Source organism: Brevundimonas sp., assembly GCF_041648055.1.
In the GTDB taxonomy this organism is placed as follows: Bacteria; Pseudomonadota; Alphaproteobacteria; order Caulobacterales; family Caulobacteraceae; genus Brevundimonas.
This window is the reverse complement of record NZ_JBAZPS010000001.1, coordinates 23,316-45,519: the sequence shown is the minus strand read 5'-3', so window position 1 is coordinate 45,519 and position 22,204 is coordinate 23,316. Positions and strand designations below refer to the sequence as shown.

Annotated in this window: 21 protein-coding genes; 11 read left to right on the top strand and 10 right to left on the bottom strand. The window is 65.7% G+C overall.

Annotated elements, in window-relative coordinates:
• Window positions 1-28 precede the first annotated feature (28 nt).
• The 3 genes from WC585_RS00230 to WC585_RS00220 form a co-directional block, all read right to left on the bottom strand.
• Window positions 29-931, bottom strand: coding sequence for a pentapeptide repeat-containing protein (locus WC585_RS00230; protein ID WP_373255509.1), 903 nt, complete (start codon window positions 929-931; stop codon window positions 29-31).
• An 82-nt stretch (window positions 932-1,013) separates the two neighbouring features.
• Window positions 1,014-1,505: a pentapeptide repeat-containing protein gene (locus WC585_RS00225; RefSeq protein WP_373255507.1), complete on the bottom strand. Its 492-nt coding sequence runs from the start codon at window positions 1,503-1,505 to the stop codon at window positions 1,014-1,016.
• 65 nt (window positions 1,506-1,570) lie between these two features.
• On the bottom strand, window positions 1,571-3,964 hold the full coding sequence (locus WC585_RS00220) for a TSCPD domain-containing protein (protein WP_373255504.1): 2,394 nt from the start codon (window positions 3,962-3,964) through the stop codon (window positions 1,571-1,573).
• Between the two features lie 203 nt (window positions 3,965-4,167).
• On the opposite strand from WC585_RS00220, the gene WC585_RS00215 reads away from it, so the two are divergent.
• Together WC585_RS00215 and WC585_RS00210 are read left to right on the top strand one after the other, a co-directional pair.
• Entirely contained in the window at window positions 4,168-4,560 is a 393-nt protein-coding gene (locus WC585_RS00215; protein ID WP_373255501.1) for an NADH:ubiquinone oxidoreductase subunit NDUFA12, read from the top strand.
• Entirely contained in the window at window positions 4,557-5,195 is a 639-nt protein-coding gene (locus WC585_RS00210; protein WP_373255498.1) for a DUF2155 domain-containing protein, read from the top strand. Before WC585_RS00215 ends, WC585_RS00210 begins: the two co-directional genes overlap by 4 nt.
• Here WC585_RS00210 and aat read toward each other — a convergent pair.
• The 4 genes from aat to aroQ are packed head-to-tail and all read right to left on the bottom strand — an operon-like array spanning window position 5,162 to window position 8,234.
• A complete protein-coding gene (gene aat, locus WC585_RS00205) occupies window positions 5,162-5,893 on the bottom strand; it encodes a leucyl/phenylalanyl-tRNA--protein transferase (RefSeq protein WP_373255496.1) in 732 nt (243 codons plus the stop codon). The genes WC585_RS00210 and aat overlap by 34 nt on opposite strands.
• Entirely contained in the window at window positions 5,863-7,215 is a 1,353-nt protein-coding gene (gene accC / locus WC585_RS00200) for an acetyl-CoA carboxylase biotin carboxylase subunit (protein ID WP_373255494.1), read from the bottom strand. The genes aat and accC overlap by 31 nt, the downstream gene beginning before the upstream one ends.
• Before the next feature lie 10 nt (window positions 7,216-7,225).
• The gene (gene accB / locus WC585_RS00195; protein WP_373255491.1) at window positions 7,226-7,747 is read right to left on the bottom strand and encodes an acetyl-CoA carboxylase biotin carboxyl carrier protein; all 522 of its coding nucleotides are present in this window, start codon (window positions 7,745-7,747) and stop codon (window positions 7,226-7,228) included.
• A gap of 19 nt (window positions 7,748-7,766) precedes the next feature.
• Window positions 7,767-8,234, bottom strand: a complete 468-nt coding sequence (aroQ, locus tag WC585_RS00190) for a type II 3-dehydroquinate dehydratase (RefSeq protein ID WP_373255487.1) — start codon at window positions 8,232-8,234, stop codon at window positions 7,767-7,769.
• 95 nt (window positions 8,235-8,329) lie between these two features.
• Here aroQ and thiS point away from each other — a divergent pair, with 95 nt between their 5' ends.
• The 7 genes from thiS to WC585_RS00155 all read left to right on the top strand — a co-directional run bounded on the left by thiS (window position 8,330) and on the right by WC585_RS00155 (window position 14,223).
• Complete coding sequence (gene thiS / locus WC585_RS00185; RefSeq protein WP_296168578.1) at window positions 8,330-8,527, top strand: sulfur carrier protein ThiS; 198 nt, start codon at window positions 8,330-8,332, stop codon at window positions 8,525-8,527.
• A 59-nt stretch (window positions 8,528-8,586) separates the two neighbouring features.
• Complete coding sequence (locus WC585_RS00180; protein WP_373255485.1) at window positions 8,587-9,366, top strand: thiazole synthase; 780 nt, start codon at window positions 8,587-8,589, stop codon at window positions 9,364-9,366.
• A gap of 63 nt (window positions 9,367-9,429) precedes the next feature.
• Window positions 9,430-9,642: a DUF3126 family protein gene (locus WC585_RS00175; RefSeq protein ID WP_373255482.1), complete on the top strand. Its 213-nt coding sequence runs from the start codon at window positions 9,430-9,432 to the stop codon at window positions 9,640-9,642.
• Between the two features lie 109 nt (window positions 9,643-9,751).
• Window positions 9,752-10,387: a hypothetical protein gene (locus WC585_RS00170; protein WP_373255480.1), complete on the top strand. Its 636-nt coding sequence runs from the start codon at window positions 9,752-9,754 to the stop codon at window positions 10,385-10,387.
• A gap of 65 nt (window positions 10,388-10,452) precedes the next feature.
• Window positions 10,453-11,325 (top strand): 50S ribosomal protein L11 methyltransferase, encoded by an 873-nt coding sequence (locus tag WC585_RS00165; RefSeq protein WP_373255477.1) that lies wholly within the window; start codon window positions 10,453-10,455, stop codon window positions 11,323-11,325.
• A 9-nt stretch (window positions 11,326-11,334) separates the two neighbouring features.
• Window positions 11,335-13,161, top strand: coding sequence for an aminopeptidase P family protein (locus WC585_RS00160; RefSeq protein ID WP_373255475.1), 1,827 nt, complete (start codon window positions 11,335-11,337; stop codon window positions 13,159-13,161).
• A gap of 72 nt (window positions 13,162-13,233) precedes the next feature.
• Window positions 13,234-14,223 (top strand): aldo/keto reductase, encoded by a 990-nt coding sequence (locus tag WC585_RS00155; RefSeq protein WP_373255472.1) that lies wholly within the window; start codon window positions 13,234-13,236, stop codon window positions 14,221-14,223.
• A 44-nt stretch (window positions 14,224-14,267) separates the two neighbouring features.
• Here WC585_RS00155 and ligA read toward each other — a convergent pair whose 3' ends face one another.
• Window positions 14,268-16,604 carry an NAD-dependent DNA ligase LigA gene (gene ligA / locus WC585_RS00150; RefSeq protein ID WP_373255471.1) on the bottom strand — a complete coding sequence of 779 codons (2,337 nt, stop codon included), beginning with the start codon at window positions 16,602-16,604 and terminating at the stop codon, window positions 14,268-14,270.
• Window positions 16,605-16,763: 159 nt separating this feature from the next.
• Between ligA and WC585_RS00145 the strand changes: the two genes are divergently transcribed.
• The gene (locus WC585_RS00145) at window positions 16,764-17,732 is read left to right on the top strand and encodes a M28 family peptidase (RefSeq protein WP_373255469.1); all 969 of its coding nucleotides are present in this window, start codon (window positions 16,764-16,766) and stop codon (window positions 17,730-17,732) included.
• A gap of 82 nt (window positions 17,733-17,814) precedes the next feature.
• Window positions 17,815-18,441 carry an isoprenylcysteine carboxylmethyltransferase family protein gene (locus WC585_RS00140; RefSeq protein WP_373255467.1) on the top strand — a complete coding sequence of 209 codons (627 nt, stop codon included), beginning with the start codon at window positions 17,815-17,817 and terminating at the stop codon, window positions 18,439-18,441.
• Window positions 18,442-18,444: 3 nt separating this feature from the next.
• Here the strand turns inward: WC585_RS00140 and WC585_RS00135 are convergent, their stop codons facing one another.
• The gene (locus tag WC585_RS00135; protein WP_373255466.1) at window positions 18,445-19,953 is read right to left on the bottom strand and encodes a Ppx/GppA family phosphatase; all 1,509 of its coding nucleotides are present in this window, start codon (window positions 19,951-19,953) and stop codon (window positions 18,445-18,447) included.
• Entirely contained in the window at window positions 19,953-22,175 is a 2,223-nt protein-coding gene (locus WC585_RS00130) for an RNA degradosome polyphosphate kinase (protein WP_373255464.1), read from the bottom strand. Before WC585_RS00130 ends, WC585_RS00135 begins: the two co-directional genes overlap by 1 nt.
• Window positions 22,176-22,204: the final 29 nt, after the last annotated feature.

The following is a 22,204-nucleotide window of genomic DNA, read 5'->3' as shown; positions in this document are numbered from 1 at the left end:
GGCCCCGCCAACGACGGGGCCTTTTCATTCAGTTGCCGCTGGCGACCATGAAGTTGCGAGACCGGGGCGGCACCGGCGGCGCAGGCGGCCTGGGGGTTTCGATTCTCAGGGTCACGCCGCGACAGGCCCGAGCCGTCAGACCACCTGGCAGCCGCGTTGAGGCATCACCGCAGGCCCGGCCGATCTGGTCCTGGTTCAGTCCGCGCGCCCCGACCAGATTGGTCCCGCGAATATCGGTGCGGTTGAACTCCACATCGCTGAAGTTGGCTCCGGTGAACTGCCCCCCGGTCAGCCGCGCCCCGTTCAGGGTCGCGCCGCGGAAGTCTACATTGCGAAAGTCGCCGTTTGACAGGTTCGACATGGCAATCTCGGCCCCGGTGAAGTTGGCCGACCGCGCGCTGACATTTGCCAAGGTCGCGCCGTTGGCCTCAACGCCGCTGAGCGACGCATTTGTCAAAACCGCGCCGTTCAGGTTCGCCCCGTTCAGCTCTGCGCCCGTCAGATTGGCCGACGCGAACCGCGCCCGGACCAGGGTGGCCCCGATGGCTTCGACGCCGCTCAGATTGGCCGAGGTAAAGTTGGCGCCGGTAAAGTTGGCCCCGACCATCTCTGCACCGCTCAGATCGGCCCGGCTGAAGTCGCTGCCTGAAAAATTGGAGCCTACCAGTTCGGCCCCGCGCAAATTGGCCCCGACCAGAGTCGCATTCAGGAAGTTGGCACCTGTAAAGGCCGCTCCGGTCAGATCCCGTCCCGACAGTTCGCAGCGGCTGCACGATCCGCCCAGCGACACCATCCGCGCCACATCACGATCCTGAAACTGCAGATAAAGCGTCACTTCGGCCGATGCGGCACCCGCGATCGCCCACACAGCCGCAGCACCTCCGAGGGCGGCGGTCAGGCGACGGGGAAGGGGGCGGTTGATCTGGAACACGCCTTGTAATGCCCCCAAATGCCCGGACACCCTACTTAAATCGCGGTAAGGTCGTCGCCGCATACGTGTCCGTGCGGTGTCGCTAGCACTGTGGGATCGTCATGCCGCGCGGCAGCCTTGTCGTCTCGTCGCCGCAGGCCTGGTTGAGCCGTGCCTGGCTCAGGCCTGTTGCGCGCATCAGCGTCGCACCCGAAAGATTGACCCCGGTCAGCGTCGCGCCAGAGAAGTTGGCTCCATCCAGATAGGCACCGACAAAGTTGGCGTTGGTCAGGTTCGCTCCCGAAAAGCTGGAACTGGAGAAGACGCCACCATAGGCCTCGACATCTCGCAGGTCCGCGTTGGAAAAGCGGGTTCGGATCATGACGGCCGCACTGAAGTCCGACTGCCGCAGACGCGCGCCAGCCAGGTTCAGGCCGCTGGCCTCAAGACCCGAAAAGTTTCCCTGGAAGAGATTGCAGCCACTGCACGACGAACCTGCGCGCACACGGGCAATCTGCCCGGCATTCTGGGCGCTGACGGGGACCGCAACAGCAAGGGCAGCCAGCACGGCGAGAGTGGTCAGGATCGGCTTCATGGCAGGCTCCGGGTCGCTACGTGGCGCAGACTGACACACAATCCTTGATCAAGCCTGCACGGGCGTCAGCCCTGCATGGATGGTGCCGCGCCGCAGGTTTCGCAGACCCATCCCTCGCCGTGTTCACGCAGTGCCAGGTCGCCGCAAGCCGGGCAGGCCGCTTTCTGGCGAACGGACACATCCTGCGCTGCCCTGTCTCGCTTTTGACCGAAAGGCAGAACGACCAGATTGTCGGGCGCGGCACCCCGCGCGAAGCCTTTCGAAATGAAGCGGGCGGCGGGGACCAGTTCGTCAGCCTTGCCCGACCCCAGGCCGTCAGCATCCAGAGGCTCAGCGTCGGCATTGGCCAGTTCGCGACGGTCCAGATAGGACACACCCAGTTCCCGGAAGATGTAGTCCAGGATCGACGTCGCAGAACCGATAGAATCGTTACCGGTAACCCGCCCAGCCGGTTCGAACCGCGTGAACACAAAGGCGTCCACGAACTCGTCCAGCGGGACGCCGTATTGCAGCCCGATGGAGATGGCGATGGCGAAGTTGTTCATCAGGCTTCGGAAGGCGGCCCCTTCCTTGTGCATGTCGATGAAGATTTCGCCCAGTTCTCCGTCGTCGTACTCACCGGTGTGGATATAGACCTTATGGCCTCCGACGGAGGCTTTCTGGATGTAGCCCTTGCGACGGTCAGGCAGTTTACGCCTGGTACGGTCGCGCTCGATCACCTTCTCGATAACGCGTTCGGAGGTTGCGGGTGACGGCACGGGAGCCTCGTCCCGGCGAGGGCGCTCGTCCAGAGCGGGCAGCGGGAGAATGAAGTCGGCGGGCGGATCGGCACGTCTGAACCGTGTGGCCAAGGCTCCTTTGCGGGCAGCATCAGCCAGATATCCCGCCATCTGATCTAGAGACGTCGTCCAGTCCAGATCGACGGCTCGTGTATCGGGTGCGCCCATAGCGTTCAGAAGGTCAGCCGTCAGACGGGACTCGTAATCGCGTGGGCTTACAAGCGCATCCCGGACGGCTTCGGGGGCCACATCCCAGCTCGCAAGATCGGCGTGACCAAACGCCCAGTGGTCTGCCTGCTCCATCGCTGTCTGATCGAACCCGAGGTGCTCCAGCAGGTCGAGTCCTTCAAGCGTGGTTCCCAGAACGTCACGCATAAAGCCTTGATCGAGCACAGGTGCCCGCAAGGCATCGGACAAGGTATCGACTGCGAGCAGCGCCGTTTCGACGGCGTCGAGTTCTATATCGGTGAAGCCGACGGCCCGAAGTGCCGCATGATCAATGTCGGGGGCGTTGACGAGTGTTCGGTGCCCGAACAGGTGACGCTCTGCAGACTCGACATCACCGCCCGCTCGTTCAATGGCGTTGGCGATCGAAGTGCGCAGACGCCTCTCGACCTCGCCATCCTGAGTTTGCCAGACCTCGGTGGCTGCAAAAGGCGACAGGCCGAGGCGAAGCTGAGCCTCCGTATCGTCGATGACGATATCAAGCCGCTGGTCCTTGCCGCAGGCCTTGCGAAGCGTGTCGGCTATCTGGGCCACGACGTCGGGTCCGCCGTCTGAAATCAGCGCCAGGTCTGCGAGCCCGCCCAAGGCAATGATCAGAGCCTGTTTCTTGTCGGTCAAAGCCCGCGCCCATGCTCCTGCGACCAAAGCCAGGGCCGCATGCACGTCGTCACCCGCCAAAGCCCTTATCGCCGTCAGAGAGATGAGCAGACCGGGTCCTCGTGACGCTTCGATCAGGGACCTGCCCAGCCCCCGATCGAAGACGACGATCAGGTCGTCCTCTGCCATCAGCCGCGCGGTCTCTGTGCAGACCGGGGCGCCCGAGGCGATCATGTCACGGTCGGCCAGGGCGATGATCGGCGCAGGTCGATTGACGACCTGTGGAGCCGTTACGGTGATCCGCTCGCCGGCTGCCGCCCTGATGATATCGATATCTCTGGCTCCTGCCAGGCGCGCCTGAGCGGCCGCTCGTGCGAGGGCCGGATTGCGCGCCGGATCGGCACAATCCGCACGTGGCCCTTCACAGCGGTCCACCGCTTCACTGACTCGCAAAAGTGCAGCCGAAATGGCCTCGATCGCACGCGGCACGAGTCGCAGAGATCGACGCGTGGCCGTTTCGCTCGACAACGCCGCCAGACTGGCAGTGTCGGACAGATCGTACATCTGGTCGGCTATAGCTTTGGGAAAGGCCGGGGTTGCCAGGCCAAGGCGCAGCGAACCTAGCAAAGTCGCGCGGTCGGAGGTGTTCGGCTTCAGAGCGTCCACATAGGCCGACAGGCTCTGCGCCACATCATTGCTGGGCTCGATACCGGCGTTGGCGGCCCAATCTAGCCAGGCCTCTACTTGGGCATCGCTCCACGCTGCTGGAGCATGGACAATGGTCACCGCATCGGATCGCTCCAGAACACGACGATCCCACACTTGCTGTCCATAGAGGGCGGTGAGTGAAAAGGGCATGGGACGTCCGCGGGTGGCCGGAGCCTCAGCCTAACCGCCGCCGGCGTCTGTGGGCAATAAATGTAGTCATGATCCTGCGGGTTACCCCCAAGATGTTGAGTTTGACATGCGGATGTCCCGGCTGGACGCAGCAGCCGGTTTTTTCTATGCTGCATCCTGTCGCTGGCGGTTCGCCGGGACGGATCACGAGTGGATTTCCTGACGTGCTAGGCAAGATTTTCGGCTGGACCAGTGGCCAGACCATCGGGACTTGGTTCACTATCGCCAAGCGTGGCGAATTCATCGGTGAGGATGAGTTCGGCAGCCGCTATTACCAGTCTCGCGACAACTCCAGCTATGACGGCCGCCGCCGACGTTGGGTAACCTACAGCGGTTATGCTGACGCTTCGAAGGTCTCGCCCGACTGGCACGGCTGGCTCCACTACACACTGGATGAGCCGCCGACCGTGGCCCCGCTGGCCCGGCAGCGCTGGGAACTGGATCACGTTCCCAATCTGACCGGTACGCCCATGGCCTGGAAGCCGCAGGGGTCGCTGGCCGCTGACGGCAAACGCCCGGCCGCGACCGGCGACTATGAGGCCTGGACACCGGAATGAACCCGCGCGGGCTGATCCTGGCGGGTGTGACGGCGGGGGCCATGCTGGTCTCGGGTGGCGTTCTTGCCTCGGCCCTGAACGACCTGCCGCAGGATGCCGTGCCGGTCCAGGCCACCACTGCCGATCTGAACAGACAGCAGACACCGCCCAGCACACCACCTGCTCAGACGGCACCTGTGTCGCCAGACACACCGGCGGCGGTCCCCGTTGAGCCTGTCGTAATCGTTGCGCCCCCGATTGACGAAGCTGTCGAGGAAGAGGTCGCAGAGGTCGCTCCGACCCCTACGGTAACCACACCCACCGAGCCACTGCGTCGCCAGCGTCGCCGCGTTGCCATTGTCGAGGCGATCGACAAGATCACGGCCCGCTCCATGCGGTTCGAGGTTGAGGTCGGCGGTCGTCCTGTGCGCTTCGAGAAGGCCCTGATCATCTCGGCCCGCGCCTGTGAGGTTTCTGCCGGCGACGAGCAGGTGGCGGATGCCATCGCCTATCTGGATGTCAGTCTGCAACCGCGCGGCGTGATGCAGGGCGAACGGCGCGAGATTTTCCGCGGCTGGATGTTTGCGTCTTCACCGGCGGTCAGCAGCCTGCAGCATCCGCTTTATGATGCCTGGATCGTCGGCTGCAAGGCATAGAAGACTGCGGCCTGGCCTGACATGGGCTCGAACAGGCTGCGGCTGTTGGGTCTGACGGTCAGGGCGGGCGCGAGCTGTTTCAGATAGTCGGCCTGGGGCGTCTCGACCGCGCCGAACTGGGCCAGATGAGTGGTCAGGAACTGGGTATCCAGCAACCGCCAGCCCCCGCGCTTCAGCCGTGCCACCAGATGCACCAGGGCCACCTTGGATGCATCGCGTTCCAAGCTGAACATGCTCTCGCCGAAGAAGGCCCCGCCCAGGGTCACGCCATACAGGCCACCTACGAGCCGCTCGTCTTGCCAGCATTCGATGGAGTGGGCCTGACTGCGTGCGTTCAGCGCGACGTACAGGCGGCGGATCGGGGCGTTGATCCAGCTGTCTTCACGTCCGGCGGCAGAGGCGGCGCAGGCATCGACGACGGCGTCGAAGGCTGTGTCGACACGGACCGTGAAGGTCTCGCTGCGCACCGTTCGGCGCAGTCGGGCCGGGATGTGGAAGGCATCCAGCGGAATGACGCCGCGCTGCTCCGGCTCGACCAGGAAGATGCGCGGGTCATCTCGCGCCTCGCCCATCGGAAAGACGCCCGTGGCATAGCAGTGCAGCAGTTCGTCCGGCCCGAAGGCTCCGAAGGGGCTGCTGGCACTGAAGCCGGGGTCGTTCACCAGCCCTAGGCCGTCGCCTTCTGCCGCGCCGCCCATTGCTCCAGCCAGTGGATGTCATAGTCGCCGGACAGGATGTCGGGCTCGGCCAGCAGCTTCTGGAACAGGGGAATGGTGGTGTCGATGCCGCCGATGACCATCTCGTTCAGCGATCGCTTCAGGCGCGCGATGCACTCTTCGCGGTCGCGGCCATAGACGATCAGCTTGCCGATCAGGCTGTCGTAATAGGGCGGGATCGAATAGCCGGCGTAGATGGCGCTATCCAGCCGCACGCCCAGGCCGCCGGGGGCGTGGAAGTCGGTGATCTTGCCGGGCGAGGGGGTGAAGGTCTCGGGGTTCTCGGCATTGATGCGGCATTCGATCGAATGGCCGGTGAACTTCACATCCGCCTGGGTAAAGGACAGGGGCAGGCCGGCGGCGATGCGGATCTGTTCGCGCACCAGATCGACGCCGGTGATCATTTCTGTCACCGGATGCTCGACCTGCAGGCGGGTGTTCATCTCGATGAAGAAGAACTCGCCGTCCTCCCACAGGAACTCGATCGTGCCGACGCCCAGATAGCCGATGGCGGCGATGGCTTTGTTGACCGTTTCGCCGATGGCGGTGCGTTCCGCGGCCGACAGGGCGGGCGAGGGGGCTTCTTCCAGAATCTTCTGGTGGCGGCGTTGCAGGGAGCAGTCGCGCTCGCCCAGGTGGACGACGTTGCCGTGGCTGTCGGCGATGACCTGAAGCTCGATGTGGCGGGGTTTCTGGAGGTAGCGCTCCATATAGACGGCGCCATTGCCGAAGGCGGCGAGGGCTTCGGACTGGGCGGTCTGGACGGCCTCGACCAGATCGTCGGCGGTCAGGGCGACCTTCATGCCGCGCCCGCCGCCACCGGCGGAGGCCTTGACGATCAGGGGAAAGCCGATGGACTTTGACGCCTCGATGGCGGCCTCGACGGTCTCGACCTCACCGGCCGAGCCAGGCACGACGGGGATGCCGGCGTCCATGACGGTCTGTTTGGCGGTGATCTTGTCGCCCATGACCCGGATGTGCTCGGGCTTGGGCCCGATGAAGGTCATGCCGTGGGCCTCGACGATCTCGGCGAAGCGAGCGTTCTCCGACAGAAAGCCATAGCCGGGGTGGATGGCTTGGGCCCCGGTGATCTCGGCCGCCGCGATAATCGAGGGGATGTTCAGATAGGATTTGGCCGCCGGTGCCGGGCCGATGCAGACGCTTTCGTCGGCCAGGCGCACCCACATGGCCCCGCGGTCGGCCTCGGAGTGCACGGCGACGGTGGAGATGCCCATCTCCTTGCACGCGCGGTGGATGCGCAGTGCGATCTCGCCGCGGTTGGCGATCAGGACCTTGGTGAACATGCGTCCCGCCTCAGGCTTGCAGCAGGACGAGGGGTTCGCCGAACTCGACGGGCTGGGCGTCGCCGACCAGAACCTCGACCACGACGCCGTCGCGGGGGGCCTGGATCGGGTTCATCGTCTTCATGGCCTCGACGATCAGCAGGGTCTGGCCCTTCTTGACCGTATCGCCGGCCTGGACGAAGGGCGGAGCCTCGGGCGAGGCCTGCAGGTAGGCGGTGCCGACCATCGGCGACTTCACCTCTTCGCCCGACTTGGCGACGATGGTGGCGGGGTCAGAAGGCATGGCGGCGACAGGCGCAGCCGCTGCCGGGGCTGCGGCAGGAGCCTGAGGCGCATAGGCGGGGGCAGCGGCATATTGCACCGGAGCCGCCACTGTCACTTCACGCGCGACGCGGATGTGCAGGTCGCCGCGTTCGACCTCGATTTCGGTCAGGTCTGTGTCGTTCAGGATATCGGCCAGTTGCCGCACCAGGGCGGTGTCAATCTCGGCGTCGTTCTTGAGCTTGGGAGCGGGGGTCTTGGAATCGGCCATGTGAGCCTCTCTCTGTCCTTTAAACCGAACGGTCTTCGACCTGGCTGCGTTCCTGCACCAGACCGAGGGCGGCCTTGACGGCCAGTTCGTAGCTGCTCGGGCCGAAACCCGAAATGATGCCGGTGGCGACCGGCGAAACATAGGATCGTTGCCGGAAACGCTCGCGCGCCGCCGGGTTCGACAGGTGGCATTCGACGATCGGGATCGTCAGGGTCTTCAGCGCGTCCAGCAGGGCGACGGAGGTGTGGGTATAGCCGGCGGCGTTCAGCACCAGAGCCGATGCCTTGTCGCGTGCTTCCTGCACCCAGTCGATCAGTTCGCCCTCGTGATTGGTCTGGCGAAAGACGATCTCGGCTCCCTGGGCGGCGTCGACGCACAGGGTTTCGATGTCGGCCAGCGTCTCATGCCCATAGATATCCGGCTCCCGAACCCCGAGCAGGTTGAGGTTGGGGCCGTTCAGGACGTAGATGACGGACGTTTGGGGCATGAGCTCCGGGCGCTGGACGCCGATGAATCGGGCGGCCTTTTAACTGACGGACCGCGCGGGTCAAAGCGCGACGATGAACGGATTGACGTAACGGTATGCGCATTCAAGTCAACGGAGATACGCGCGAAGTGTCAGCGCGGACGATTCTGGAGCTTGTCGAGGCCCTCGGACTGGACGTCCGCAAGGTGGCGGTGGAGCGCAATCTGGAGATCGTGCCCCGTTCGTTGCACGCGACGACGGCGCTGGCGGAAGGGGACCGGATAGAACTGGTTCAGTTCGTGGGTGGCGGATGAGCGATCAAAAGCGGTGACGTGGGTTTTCCCGTCGTCCTGATCGGACTAGGTCAACGGCCATGACCCAAGCTCCCGACACCTGGACCGTCGCCGGTCGCACCTTTTCTTCGCGCCTGATCGTGGGCACCGGCAAATATGCCGACTATGCCCAGAACGCTGCCGCGGCCGAGGCGGCGGGGGCGGAGATCGTGACCGTAGCGGTGCGGCGGGTGAATCTGTCGGACCCCGGCCAGCCGATGCTGGTCGATCATGTCAGCCCGGAGCGGTTTACCTTCCTGCCCAATACGGCGGGGTGTTTCACGGGCGAGGAGGCGGTGCGGACGCTGCGGCTGGCGCGCGAGGCGGGCGGGTGGAACCTGGTCAAGCTGGAGGTCCTGTCAAACAGTGCGCACCTGTATCCCGACATGATCGAGACGCTGCGGTCGCTGGATATCCTGGTCAAGGACGGGTTCGACGTCATGGTCTATTGCACCGACGACGTGGTCATGGCCAAGCGGCTGGAGGAGGCGGGGGCCGCGGCCGTCATGCCGGCCGCCAGCCCCATCGGCTCGGGCCTGGGCATCCAGAACCGGGTCAATATTCGTCTGATCGTCGAGGCGGCGACCGTGCCGGTTCTGGTCGATGCGGGTGTGGGCACGGCCTCGGACGCAACTATCGCCATGGAACTGGGCTGTGATGCCCTGATCGCCAATACGGCCATCGCGGCGGCGAAGGATCCCATCCTGATGGCCAGCGCCATGAAGCACGCTGTCATAGCCGGCCGCCAGGCCTATCTGGCCGGGCGCATGCCCAAACGCATGTATGCCAGCGCCAGTTCGCCGCTCAGCGGGCTGATCTAGGGGTTTCCCTGAGGCCTCGACGCCTCTAGGTTCCGCGCCAACGATTTTCAGACGAGGTCCACCATGAACACCGCCGACATGAAGCGCGTCGAGGCGCATCTGAAGCGCACTTTCAACACGGGCGGCATCATCCTGAAGCCGCGCGGCAAGCCCAACGATTCCTGCGAGGTCTACGTCGGTGACGAGTTTATCGGTGTCGTCTTTGAAGACGAGGACGAGGCCGGCAGCTTCATGTTCGAAATGGCGATTCTGGCCGAGGACCTGCCGGCCGACTGATCGGCTGCGCCTGCAAACGGGCGTGAAAAAAGCGCCGGTGGAGCGATCCACCGGCGCTTTTTCAATTCGGGTCTCGCCCTACTTCTTCCCGACGATCAGATCGCGGAGCTTGGCGAAAAAGCCTTTCTCCTCGGCCTTGGCCGGAGCAGGTGAGGGCGCTGTAGCTGCGGCGGGCTTGGGTGCCGGTGCGGAAACGGGGGCTGGCGTCGCAGCAGCCGCCACGGGTGCCTCGGGCGCCGTGACGGGAGTTGGTGAAGCCTTGGGAGCCACAGCCGCTGCTGGCTTGGGCGCTGCGGCAGGTTTGGCGGCGGCAGGCTTGGCTGTGGATGCTGCCTTGGCGGCGGGCTTTACAGCCGGGGCCTTCGCTGCGGACTTTGCAGCAGGCTTGGGAGCGGCAGCCTTTGCCGGCGCGACGGTCTTGGTGGCCGGCTTGGCAGCCGGAGACTTGGCGGCGGCGGGCTTGGCCGCCGATGTCTTCGCAGGTGCCGCTTTTGCGACCGGGGCCTTGGTCGCTGGCTTGGCCGTGGCGGCTTTCGGCGCGGTCGCCTTGGCAGCGGGTTTGGCAGCGACGGGAGGCTTGGCGACGGCAGTCTTGGTTGCAGGTTTCGGCGCGGCGGCCTTTACAGCACTCGACTTTGCGGCCGCTTTAGGCTTGGAAGCGGCGGTCGCCGCCGGTTTCGGTTTTGCCGTGCTCGGCGTAGACGGTGATTTAGCCATGAATTCCCCGACCCCTCGGTGCGATTGATTGATGCTGGCGCGAGAGAGCACGCCAGCGCGTGTCCCGAGTCGTCATGATAGCGGTGTTTTTGAATGTCATACAGCCCAGTTCAGATTATCGCCCGGGGCCCCCGCGCCGCGGCCGAAACCGCAGCAGAGGCGCTGGACGCCGACGTCCTTCTGGAGGGCGCGACCTACTCCATTCTGGAAGAGGATGAGGACAAGGACGTCTGGCGCATCGACGGCTATCCGACGACCGAGGAGGAGGCCCGCAGCATGGAGGCGGGCCTGCGCGCGCATGAGGCGCTGACGGTCGAGGTAGAGGTCCTGGCCGACGCCGACTGGCTGGCCATGTCGCTGTCGGGTCTGCCGCCGGTCGAGGCCGGGCGGTTCTTCGTCTACGGGGCCCATGACCAGGGCAAGGTGCCTGAGGGCCGTGTGAATCTGAAGATCGACGCCGGTGCCGCTTTCGGCACGGGCCACCACGGCACGACGGTGGGCTGTCTGGAAGCGTTCGACCGCCTGCTGGAGACCGAGACGTTCGACAAGGTGCTGGATGTCGGCTGCGGCACCGGCGTGTTGGCCATCGCGGCGGCGAAGACGGGTTCACCCGTCGCCGTCGGCACCGACATCGACGAGCCCTCGGCCCGTATCGCCAACGAGAATGCCGCGATCAACGATGCGAAATGCGACTTCTATTTCGCCAGCGGCCTGGACGATGGGCGGATCGCGCAGCATCTGCCGTACGATCTGGTCTTCGCCAACATCTTGGCCGCGCCCCTGGTCGAGCTGGCTCCCGACATCGCCAACGCGTTGAAGCCGGGCGGCGTGGCCATCCTGTCGGGCCTGTTGCGGACGCAGGAGGAGCGGGTGCTGGACGCCTATCGCCCGCTGGGCTTTGTGGTCGAGCAGACCATCCATCACGATGCCTGGAGCGCGCTGCAGCTGCGCAAGTCAAACGCGTAAGGAGCCCCGATGCGCCAGACCTTCGACGAAACGACCGATCCGTCCTTCGGGGCGAAACACCTGCCGCTGCTGCGGGCAGAGATGAAGAAACAGGGCCTCGACGGCCTGCTGGTCCCGCACGAGGACGAGCATCAGAACGAATATCTGCCCGACGCCAACGAGCGACTGGCCTGGGTCAGCGGCTTCACTGGTTCGGCTGGGGCAGGAGCCGTGCTGATGGACCGGGCGGCGGTCTTCGTCGACGGCCGCTATACGGTGCAGGTCAAGGCCCAGACGGACGAGGCGCTGTTCGAACGAGTCGAGTTGCACAAGCTGACGACGTGGCTGGAAGGCGTTCCGGCCGGTTCGATCATCGGCTATGACCCGCGCCTACACAGCCCCGATGCCCTGGCCAATCTGCGGTCGGCAGTCGAAAAGGCCGGCGCGACGCTCAAGCCCGTTGAGGCCAATCCGATCGATCTGGCCTGGGGCGCAGACCGCCCCGCCCAGCCGCAGGCCCCTGTGGTACCTCACGGGGACCGCTACTCCGGCGAGAGCGCCGCCTCCAAGCGCGCCCGCATTGGTCAGGCGATTGCGGCCAAGGGCGCGGACGTTGCGGTTTTGACCTCGCCGTCATCGCTGGCCTGGCTGTTCAACATTCGCGGTGGCGACGTGATCCGCACGCCCCTGCCGCTCGGACAGGCGGTGGTGAAGGCTGACGGCACCGCCACCGTCTTCTTGGATCCGGCCAAGGTGACCAATGAATTGCCCGGCTGGCTGGGCGATGCGGTGGCGTTGGAGTCACACGATGCTCTGCCCGCTGCGCTGGACGGCCTGTCCGGCCAGAAGGTGCTGATCGATCCGGCGGTGTCCTCGGCCTGGTATTTCGACCGGCTGGAGGCGGCGGGAGCCACCATCGTGCGCGGTATGGACCCTTGCGCCCTGCCGCGTGCCCAGAAAAACGAAGTCGAGATCGAGGGCAGTCGTCAGGCGCACATCCGCGACGGCGCGGCCCTGACGCGCTTCCTGCACTGGGTCGATACGGTGGCCCAGGTCGAACTGCCGGACGAGCGCGGCGTGGTCGAGGCGCTGGAGGGCTTCCGCGAGGCGACGGGCATGCTGAAGGACCTGTCCTTCGACACCATCGCGGGTGTCGGCGGCAACGGGGCCCTGCCGCACTACAAGCCGGTCGGGGCCAAGATCCGCAAGATGGAGCAGGGCAGCCTCCTGCTGGTTGACGGCGGGGGCCAATATCTGGACGGCACCACCGATGTGACCCGGACCATGGCCATCGGCGAGGGCACGCCGGACCAGCGGCGGATGTACACCCTGGTGCTGAAGGCCCACATTGCCATGGCCGTCATACGCTTTCCCGCCGGGACGACGGGTCATCAGCTGGACGCCATCGCGCGCCAGCCGCTCTGGAACGCCGGCTTCGACTACGACCACGGCACGGGTCACGGCGTCGGCTCCTATCTGGGCGTGCACGAGGGGCCGCAGCGGATTGCGCCCTATGTAAACAGTCAGCCACTACTGACCGGCATGATCCTGTCCAACGAGCCAGGCTTCTACCGCGAGGGCCACTGGGGCATCCGCATCGAGACCTTGCAGGTGGTGACCGAACCCCAACCGATCCCGGGCGGGGAGCGGCCCATGCACGGCTTCGAGCAACTGACGCTGGCTCCGCTGGATCGCAGGCTGATTGATGTGGCGCTGCTGACGGCCGAGGAGCGGGCTTATATTGACGCCTATCACGCCGAGGTGCTGGCCAAGGTCGGGCCGCTGCTGGCCGATGGCGTGCAGAAGGACGAGGCGGCGCTGGCATGGCTGAAGGGGCAGTGCGAGCCCTTGAACTGATCCGGGGCGGTGCTCATCTGAAGAGGCGCTGACGGAGCTGTCGTCAGTTCCATCACATCAGGAGAGCGCCCCATGAAAACCCGCACACTGGGCCGGAGCGGTCCCGAGGTCTCGGCCATCGGACTGGGCTGCATGGGCATGGCCGCCTTCTATGGCCAGGCGTCGGACGAGGCGCAGGCGACGGCGGTGATCCATCGCGCGCTCGATCTGGGCATTACCCTGTTCGACACGGCCGAGATGTACGGGCCGCACACCAATGAGAACCAGGTCGGCAAGGCGCTGGCGGATCGACGCGACAAGGCCTTCGTCGCCACCAAATTCGGTATCGGCTACAATGCAGAGCGCACGGCGCTGACGGTCGATGGGTCGCCCGCTAATGTCCGCCGGGCGATCGAGGGCAGCCTGAAGCGGCTGAACATGGATCACATTGATCTGTATTATCTTCACCGCGTCGATCCGAACACGCCGATCGAAGAGACGGTCGGCGCGATGGGCGAACTGGTGAAGGAGGGCAAGGTCCGCTTCCTGGGCCTTTCCGAGGCCGCGCCCGAGACGATCCGCAAGGCCCATGCCACCCACCCGATCACCGCCCTGCAGACGGAATATTCGCTGTGGAGCCGCGAGCCGGAGGATGAAATCCTGGCGACGGTCGACGAACTGGGCATCGGCTTCGTGCCCTACAGCCCCCTGGGGCGTGGCTTCCTGTCCGGCGAGATCAAGTCCATCGACGACCTGGCCGCCGACGACTTTCGGCGCACCAACCCACGCTTCATGGGCGAGAACTTCCAGAAGAACCTGGACCTGGTGACGGCTGTCGGAGCCATCGCTGCGGACAAGGGCGTCACGGCGGCGCAACTGGCCCTGGCCTGGGTGCTTGCCCAAGGGCCGCATCTGGTGCCGATCCCCGGGACGCGGCGGATATCGACGCTGGAAGACAATGCGGCGGCGGCGGATATCGTGCTGACGGCCGAAGACCTGGCGCGGATCGAAGCGGTGTTCCCGAAGGACGCGGCGTCTGGCGATCGCTACGCCCCTGCGGGTCGGGCGGCGCTGAACCGGTAAAATCGTGTCCTCGCCTTTTAGCCGCCTGGCGATGGGGAAGGAGATCAGGAAATGAGCGCCAGCCACTCATCCTCGGTCAGAACCTTGACCCCGTGCTTCTGCGCATCGGCCAGTTTGGAACCGGCACCGGGACCCGCCACCAGATAGTCGGTCTTCTTCGACACTGAGCCCGACACCTTGGCCCCTAGGCTTTCGGCACGCGCCTTGGCCTCGTCGCGGGTGAAGCGTTCCAGGGCACCGGTGAAGACGACGATTTTTCCGGCGACAGGGGTGTCGGATTTCGGCCGTTCGGCGTCCTCGACCGTGTGCAGTTCCGCGATCAGGGCCGCAACGACCGTGCGATTGTGCGGCTCGTGGAAGAAGTCGGCCAGTGCACGCGCCGCGACGGGGCCGACGCCGGTGATGCCCGCAATCTCGCCCAACGTCGGCGACGGACCTTCGGTGCGGGCAATCTGCGCCAGACGCACGATCGCTGACCAGTCGGGGGCGAGGGCGGCGACGGCCCGGCGGGCAGGGGTGGCGAGGCCGGGCAGGGCCAGCGCGATCTTCTGGTCCAGCGGTGCCTCTGGCCACGGATCGCTGTTGCCCAGACGCGCCTCGGCCAGCGTCATCATCACCCGCGTAGAGATGCCGGGTGCAAGCGACAACTGAGTCCACTCCGGCGAGGGCAGGCCAGACGCCGCCTCCAGACACGCCACCTCGAACGCGACCCAACTTCCAAAATGGCGGGACAGCAGCAGCGACGTCTGCTCGCCGATGTCGCGGATGCCCAGGCCGAAGATCAGCCGGTCCAGCGCGATGATGCGCCGCGCCTGGATGCCCGCAACCAGATTGCGGACGCTGGTTTCGCCGTAGCCGTCCTCATTGCGCAGGGTTCCCAGCTTGGTCTCGTCCCGGGCCAGGCGGAAGATGTCGGCGGGCTCCCTGATCCAGCCGCGCTCGTGGAAGGCGATCAACTGCTTCTCGCCGAGCCCCTCGATATCGAAGGCCCGCCGACCGACGAAATGCTTCAGCCGCTCGACGATCTGGGCATCGCAGATCAGGCCGCCGGTGCAGCGCCTGCGCACCTCATCCCCCTCGCGCACGGCCTCCGAGCCACAGACGGGACAGTGTGTTGGAAAGACGTATGGCGCGGCGTCGGCGGAGCGGCGGTCCAGCACGACGCCCACGATCTGGGGGATGACATCCCCTGCGCGTTGCAGGGTGACGGTGTCGCCGATCCGCACGTCCTTGCGCGCGATCTCGTCCTCATTGTGCAGGGTGGCATTGCGCACCACGACGCCGCCCACGGTGACGGGGTGCAGTCGCGCGACAGGGGTCAAGGAGCCGGTACGGCCGACCTGGATGTCGATCCCCTCCAGCACGGTGGTCGCCTGCTGCGCCGGAAACTTGTGCGCGATAGCCCAGCGCGGGCTGCGCGCGACGAAGCCCAGACGCTGCTGCCAGTCCAGGCGATCGACCTTGTAGACCACCCCGTCAATGTCATAGCCCAAGGTGGCGCGGTCCCGCTCCAGTTCGCGGTAAACGCCGATCAGCCCCTCGGCCCCTTCGACCCGCTGCGAGCGAACATTGACCCGAAAGCCCCAGGCCTTCAGCGCCTCCAGAGCGCCTGACTGGGTGTCGGCAAAGTCGTCGGAATGCTCGCCCCAGGCATAGGCGAAGAAGTTCAATGGGCGACCGGCAGTGATCTTCGGGTTCTTCTGGCGCAGCGACCCGGCGGCGAAGTTGCGCGGATTGGCATAGGTGCGCCGGCCTTCCGCCTCGGCGGCCGCATTGAAGGCGTCGAAGGCGTCGGTCGGGGCATAGACCTCGCCCCGGACCTCCACCCGCGCAGGCCAATCGGTGCCGTGAAGCCGCAGGGGTATGTTGGCCTCGCCGAGCGTCTTCAGATTATCGGTGACGTCCTCGCCCGTCCTGCCGTCGCCGCGCGTGGCCCCGACGCTGAGTTCGCCGTCGATGTACAGCAGGCTGGCGGACAGGCCGTCGATCTTGGGCTCGGCCACGAAGGCGATGGCCTCGTCGCCCGGCAGCTTCAGGAACCGGGCAATGCGGGCCACGAAGTCGCGTACCTCACCCTCATCGAAGGCATTGTCCAGCGACAGCATGGGCACGCCGTGCCTAACGGGTGCGAACTGGGTGGAAACGGCGGCCCCCACAGCCTGGGACGGGCTGGCCTCGGTGGTCAGGGCCGGGAAACGCGCCTCGATGGCCAGGGCGCGTTGCTTCAGGGCGTCATAGTCGGCGTCCGAAATCTCGGGCGCGTCGTCGGTGTGATACAGGGCGTCATGATGCGCCAGCTCGGCGGTCAGGCGGGCCAGCTCGGCAGCCGCTTCGGCCTCGGTCAGGGTATCAATCTGGGTTTCGGGGGCGGGGTCGGACATGGAATCGCAGGGCCTCCTGACAGCAGAGGTCTTCTAGCATCGACACGTTCCGCATGAAGGGGGCGCTGCCCCTTTTGACAGACGATGGATCATGACAGGGAGTTCATCTGACACGCGCCGCCGGTCCCGCTAGCGTCGCGCCCTGATCAAGGAGCCGACATGCGTTTCGTCCCGTCCCGGAAAATCCGTCTTTTGACTGCGGCACCCGTCGCGGTAGCCCTGCTGTTGGCAGGGTGCGGCTCTATGTCGAGCACGGACACGCCGGTCGCGGTCGTGCCCGTCACGACCGCCTGGCAGCAGCAGGCGCTGGACGACATCCGCATCCTGTCGGCTGACGACATGGGCGGGCGCGACACGGGCTCGGCGGGCGGGCAGATGGCGCGGGAATATATCGTCGGCAGGCTGGATGCGCTGGGCGTCGTTGCCCCGCCGGTCGGCCGGTTCCAGCCTTGGGAGGCCCAGAACCGTGGCAAGGCCTGGAACGGCATCAATGTCATTGGTCTGATCCCCGGCACGCGGGTGACGGACAAATACATCGTGGTCACAGCCCATTATGACCACGTCGGTACCCAGGAAGGCCTGATCTACAACGGGGCCGACGACAATGCCTCGGGCGTTGCCACCATGCTGGCCCTGGCCGCCGATCTGAAGCGCCAGGCCCCGGAGCACAGCGTGCTGATCGTCGGCTTCGACGGAGAGGAACACGGCCTGCTGGGGGCCAAGCATTTCGTCGAGGCCCCGCCCGTGCCTCTGACCTCCATCGCGATGAACCTGAACTTCGACATGACGGCGCGGGCCGAAACGGACGGCAAGCTGTGGGTCACCGGCACCTATCAGAACCCGTCGTTCCGTCCGATTCTGGAGGGCATCTCCGCCAATGGCGCGGTGTCACTGGCCTTCGGCAAGGACACGCCCCAGGACCTGGGTGCGGATAACTGGGTCGAGGCGTCGGACCACGGCCCCTTCTATCGGGCGCAACTGCCGTTCCTGTATCTGGGTGTGAACTATCACCCCGACTATCACCGCCCGTCCGACGACTTTGAGCGGATCACGCCGTCGGTGTTCATCAGCTCGACAGAGCTGGCGATCGCCTCGTTTCGGGCGTTGGATACGGCCCTGAACCGCTGATCGCGAGCGCGTTTCGGTCGCAAAGATCGGGCTTGATAAGGCCAGGATTTGAGCGCTGTTTCCCCATCAGGAGATACGCCCGATGACCACCGCGCCCTTGCTTGACATCCAGACGGTTCAGAGAGTGCGCAAGGGGGCCATTCTGGTCGCCCTGCTGGCGTTGATAGGCCTGTCGATCGTCACCCAGTCGATCGGCGGGGTTGATGGCAGCTGGCACGAGACCGTGGAGGCCATCGGCCTTGGTGCGATCATTTTGTCGATCGTCGGTCGCGCCTGGTGCTCGCTCTATATCGGCGGGCGCAAGAAAGCCGAGATCGTGGATCGCGGGCCGTATTCGATCAGCCGCAATCCGCTCTATGTGTTCAGCTTCTTCGGCGCATTCGGCATGGGGGCCCAGACGGGCAGCCTGACCATCGCCGGCCTGTTCGTCGTGGCGGCGTTTCTGGTCTTCCTGCTCACAGTCCAGCGCGAGGAAGCCTTTCTGTCGCGCGAATTCGGGGCGGTCTATGCGGCTTACAGGGCCCGTGTGCCGCGGTTCGGGCCGCGTTTCTCGCTGTGGCGCGACGAGCGCGAGCTGACCATTCGACCGGCCTTCTTCCTGCTGACGATCCGCGACGGCCTGGTCTTCCTGCTGGCCCTGCCGATCTTCGAACTGATCGACATGGGGCAGGCCCAGGGCTGGCTGCGGGTATTCGCACACCTGCCCTGATCGTCAGCCGTCGCTGCGGATATCCAGTTTCAGCCCCATGATCTCTGCCAGGGCTTTGCCGCGCTTGCGGGTCTGCTCGCCCAGCAAGGCGTGCGCATAGCCGTCCGATGCGCTGAGGATCAGATGACCGTCCTCGACGGCGGCTCGCACATTGACCAACAGGCTGGGAGACCGGCCCGACAGGTCGCAGGCCAGGCGGATGGCGATACCCAGGGTTCGAGCCTTGCGGCGTTGATCCTCGCTCAGCAGGCGGTCGATGATCGCCGGCTGGGGGGTGGACGCTCCGCCGCCATATCGGGCGTTGATCGCGGTTGCCAGCCAGGCCCGCTCGGCATGGGTCTGTCCGGGCACGGGCGCGCGCAGAACCTGATCGAAGGCCAGTTCGACGCGGTGATCGACATGAAGCCGGGCCCCGATGTCGGCGACGCGGCAGGCGGCATCGGCCAGGACCACGTCCCGCTCCGCGCTGAAGGCGACGGGCAGGGTGTCGAGCAACGGCTGGACCCAGGCGTGCAGCACGCCTGGCAGGGCAGGCGATATCCCCTGACGCACGCCCAGGGAGGTGCAGCCTGCCAGCAGGGGATCGTCAGCGGCGACGTCTGGCTCCAGCGCCTCGAACAGCAGGCCCTCGCGCACGCCCCAGGCCGACAGCACGATTCGCTTCAGCCCCAGCCTTTCGATCAGGCCGTCCAGCACCAGGGCGGCATAGGGCAGGGTCTCGGCCCGTTTTTTCGACAGACCGGGCCAGGCCTCCAGCGAAGCCTTCGATGAACGCGACACCAGGCGCGCGATGTCGCGGGCGTCGGTGGCCGCCAGCTCGTACTGATGCACGACCTTCAGCGGGTAGCGGGCATGCGACATGTGCACCTGGGCCAGCGTCCGCCAAGCCCCGCCGACCGCATACAGGGTGTCGGTGCTGAAATCGGGCGCGGCCTTCAGCCGTTTGGCGATCAGGTCGCGGACCCGCTCGGCATCGAACCCGGCCGGATCGGCCAGGGAGAACGGCCCCAGCGGCAGGGTTACGCCGCGCTGCACCTGACCATCGCCGATGCGGGTCAGCTCCAGACTGGCCCCGCCGAGGTCGGCCGAGACACCTTTTGCATCGGGTATGCCGGCCAGGACGCCCAGCGCGGCATACCGAGCTTCGTCCTCGCCCGACAGGACGCGGACCTGAAGCCCCGTCTCGGCGGCGACCTGATCGCAGAAGGCCTGGCCATCCTTGGCCTCACGCACGGCGGCGGTAGCGGCGACGAAGACATGGGCGGGCTGCACCGCTTCGATGACGGCGGCGAATCTCTTGAGCGCCGTCAGGGACTGGGCCGCTCCGGTGACGGAAAGTTTGCCGGTGGTCGACAGGTCGCGCCCCAGCCCGGCCAGGACCTTTTCGTTGAACACGGTCCAGATGGCCCGGCCTTCCAGCCGGTACAGCACCAGACGCACCGAGTTGGAGCCGATATCGACGGCGGCGACGTCTTGCGGCGCGCCGAGGGCAGACGACAGGGCGTCGATCATCAACGCTTCTTCCGCGTGGGGGTATAGCTGAGGTTCTGCGGCCGGGTTTTCACCTTGCGGCCCCGTCCCGACAGGCTGGGGTTGGTCATGAAGTATTTGTGTGCCGAGAAGCCGTGTTCCGCATCCGCAGGCTGGACTCTGCGATAGGCCCCGTCCGGCTCCAGCACCCAGCTCTGGATGTCGTCCTTCAGATTGGCGACCATGATCTGATCCAGCACCTGGTCGTGGACCGTGGCGTTCAGGACCGGTGTCATCAGTTCGACCCGACGGTCCAGATTGCGGTTCATCCAGTCGGCCGAGGAGATGAACAGCTTGGCCTTGTCGTGCGGCAGGTCGCGGCCGTTGGCGAAGGCGACGATGCGGCTGTGCTCCAGGAATCGTCCGACGATCGACTTGACCCGGATGTTGTCGCTGAGGCCCGGCACGCCGGGGCGCAGACAGCAGATGCCGCGGATCACCAGTTCGATCCGCACCCCCCACTGGCTGGCGCGGTACAGGGCGTCGATGACTTCCGGATCGACCAGGGAGTTCATCTTGGCCCAGATGGCGGCAGGCTTGCCCTTGGCGGCAGCGGCCATTTCCTTGCCGATCAGGTCGATGAGGGTCGACTTCATGTTCAGCGGCGAGACGACCAGCGCCTCCAGCTCGTCCGGCTGGGCATAGCCGGTGATGTAGTTGAACACCCGCGAGGCATCGCGCGCCAGGATCGGATTGCAGGAGAACAGCGACAGGTCGGTGTAAACCCGCGCCGTCACCGGGTGATAGTTGCCGGTGCCGAAGTGGCAGTAGGTGCGCAGGGCATCCGCCTCGCGCCGGACCACCACGCTCAGCTTGGCGTGGGTCTTGTACTCCACGAAGCCGAAGACGACGTGGACGCCCGCCCGCTCCATGGCCCGGGCCCAGCGCAGATTGGCCTCCTCGTCGAAGCGTGCCTTGATCTCGACCAGGGCGGTGACGTTCTTGCCATTCTCGGCCGCCTCGATCAGGGCCGCGACGATCGGGCTGTCCTTGGAGGTCCGGTACAGGGTCTGCTTGATGGCGATGACGTTCGGGTCGCGCGCGGCCTGGCGCAGGAACTGGACCACCACGTCGAAGCTCTCGAACGGGTGGTGGATCAGCATGTCCTTCTCGCGGATCGCCGCGAAGATGTCGCCGCCGTTGTCGCGTACCCGCTCCGGGTAGCGGGGCTCATAGCCCTTGAACTTCAGGTCCGGATGGCCACCGGCGATCAGGTCCGAGACTTGGGCCAGACCCAGCATGCCATCCACAATCACGACGTCCTGGGGAGCCGCATCCAGTTCGTCGGTGATGAAGGTGCGCAGGTCGTCGGGCATGGACGCCTCGATCTTGATGCGCACGACCGAGCCCATGCGTCGCTGCTTCAACGCCTCCTCGAACTCCATGACCAGGTCTTCGGCCTCTTCCTCGATCTCGATGTCGCTGTCGCGGATCAGGCGAAAGACCCCGCGCTCCAGCACGTCACAGCCGGGGAAAAGGTGGTCGATGAAGAGCGTCAGCAGGCTCTCCAGCGTGAGATAGCGGCTGCGGCCGGGAGTGGAGCGCCCGTCGGTGGCCAGCGGCCAGAACCGCTTCACCTGGGCTGGAACGGGCACCAGGGCATACAGGGTCCGGTTGTCCCGCCTCCGTTTCAGCTTCAAGGCCAGCGAGAAACCGAGGTTGGGCAGAAAGGGAAACGGGTGCGCCGGATCGATGGCCATGGGCGTCAGAACGGCAAAGAGCTGGTTCAGGAACTCTGGCTCCAGCCGCTCGCGCTCGGTCTTGGTGATCTTGTCGGCATCGACCACCTCGATCCCGGCATGCGCCATTTCCTTGCGCAACTGACGCCAGCGTAGCTGCTGCTCGTCCATCAAGGCTCCGGCTGCCGTGCTGACCTTCTCCAGGGCCTCGGCAGGGGTCAGACCGTCGGCCGAAACGACGCGTACCCGCTCGCGCACCTGTCCCTTCAGCCCGGCGACGCGGGTCATGAAGAACTCGTCCAGATTATTGGCCGAGATGGACAGGAAGCGCAGCCGTTCCAGCAGCGGGTGGCCCGGGTTGGCGGCCTCTTCCAAAACGCGGCTGTTGAAGGCCAGCCAGGAAATCTCGCGGTTAAAGAAGCGCTCGGGCGAGGCCATCAGCGCCTCGGACAGCTCCTGCTGGGGTGCGCGGGAGGAGGGGACTTCCTCGCCGGTGGTGGCGTCATGGATCCGCGTGTCGGTCATGGCCCGGTTCTGACCCGTCGCGGGCGCGG

Excerpts from the sequence above, each read along its gene's own strand:
- WC585_RS00225 (WP_373255507.1), bottom strand. The coding sequence starts at position 1,505 with ATGAAGCCGATCCTGACCACTCTCGCCGTGCTGGCTGCCCTTGCTGTT.
- WC585_RS00220 (WP_373255504.1), bottom strand. The coding sequence starts at position 3,964 with ATGCCCTTTTCACTCACCGCCCTCTATGGACAGCAAGTGTGGGATCGT.
- WC585_RS00210 (WP_373255498.1), top strand. The coding sequence starts at position 4,557 with ATGAACCCGCGCGGGCTGATCCTGGCGGGTGTGACGGCGGGGGCCATG.
- aat (WP_373255496.1), bottom strand. The coding sequence starts at position 5,893 with ATGGGCGGCGCGGCAGAAGGCGACGGCCTAGGGCTGGTGAACGACCCC.
- accC (WP_373255494.1), bottom strand. The coding sequence starts at position 7,215 with ATGTTCACCAAGGTCCTGATCGCCAACCGCGGCGAGATCGCACTGCGC.
- accB (WP_373255491.1), bottom strand. The coding sequence starts at position 7,747 with ATGGCCGATTCCAAGACCCCCGCTCCCAAGCTCAAGAACGACGCCGAG.
- aroQ (WP_373255487.1), bottom strand. The coding sequence starts at position 8,234 with ATGCCCCAAACGTCCGTCATCTACGTCCTGAACGGCCCCAACCTCAAC.
- thiS (WP_296168578.1), top strand. The coding sequence starts at position 8,330 with ATGCGCATTCAAGTCAACGGAGATACGCGCGAAGTGTCAGCGCGGACG.
- WC585_RS00180 (WP_373255485.1), top strand. The coding sequence starts at position 8,587 with ATGACCCAAGCTCCCGACACCTGGACCGTCGCCGGTCGCACCTTTTCT.
- WC585_RS00175 (WP_373255482.1), top strand. The coding sequence starts at position 9,430 with ATGAACACCGCCGACATGAAGCGCGTCGAGGCGCATCTGAAGCGCACT.
- WC585_RS00165 (WP_373255477.1), top strand. The coding sequence starts at position 10,453 with ATGTCATACAGCCCAGTTCAGATTATCGCCCGGGGCCCCCGCGCCGCG.
- WC585_RS00160 (WP_373255475.1), top strand. The coding sequence starts at position 11,335 with ATGCGCCAGACCTTCGACGAAACGACCGATCCGTCCTTCGGGGCGAAA.
- WC585_RS00155 (WP_373255472.1), top strand. The coding sequence starts at position 13,234 with ATGAAAACCCGCACACTGGGCCGGAGCGGTCCCGAGGTCTCGGCCATC.
- ligA (WP_373255471.1), bottom strand. The coding sequence starts at position 16,604 with ATGTCCGACCCCGCCCCCGAAACCCAGATTGATACCCTGACCGAGGCC.
- WC585_RS00145 (WP_373255469.1), top strand. The coding sequence starts at position 16,764 with ATGCGTTTCGTCCCGTCCCGGAAAATCCGTCTTTTGACTGCGGCACCC.
- WC585_RS00140 (WP_373255467.1), top strand. The coding sequence starts at position 17,815 with ATGACCACCGCGCCCTTGCTTGACATCCAGACGGTTCAGAGAGTGCGC.
- WC585_RS00135 (WP_373255466.1), bottom strand. The coding sequence starts at position 19,953 with ATGATCGACGCCCTGTCGTCTGCCCTCGGCGCGCCGCAAGACGTCGCC.
- WC585_RS00130 (WP_373255464.1), bottom strand. The coding sequence starts at position 22,175 with ATGACCGACACGCGGATCCATGACGCCACCACCGGCGAGGAAGTCCCC.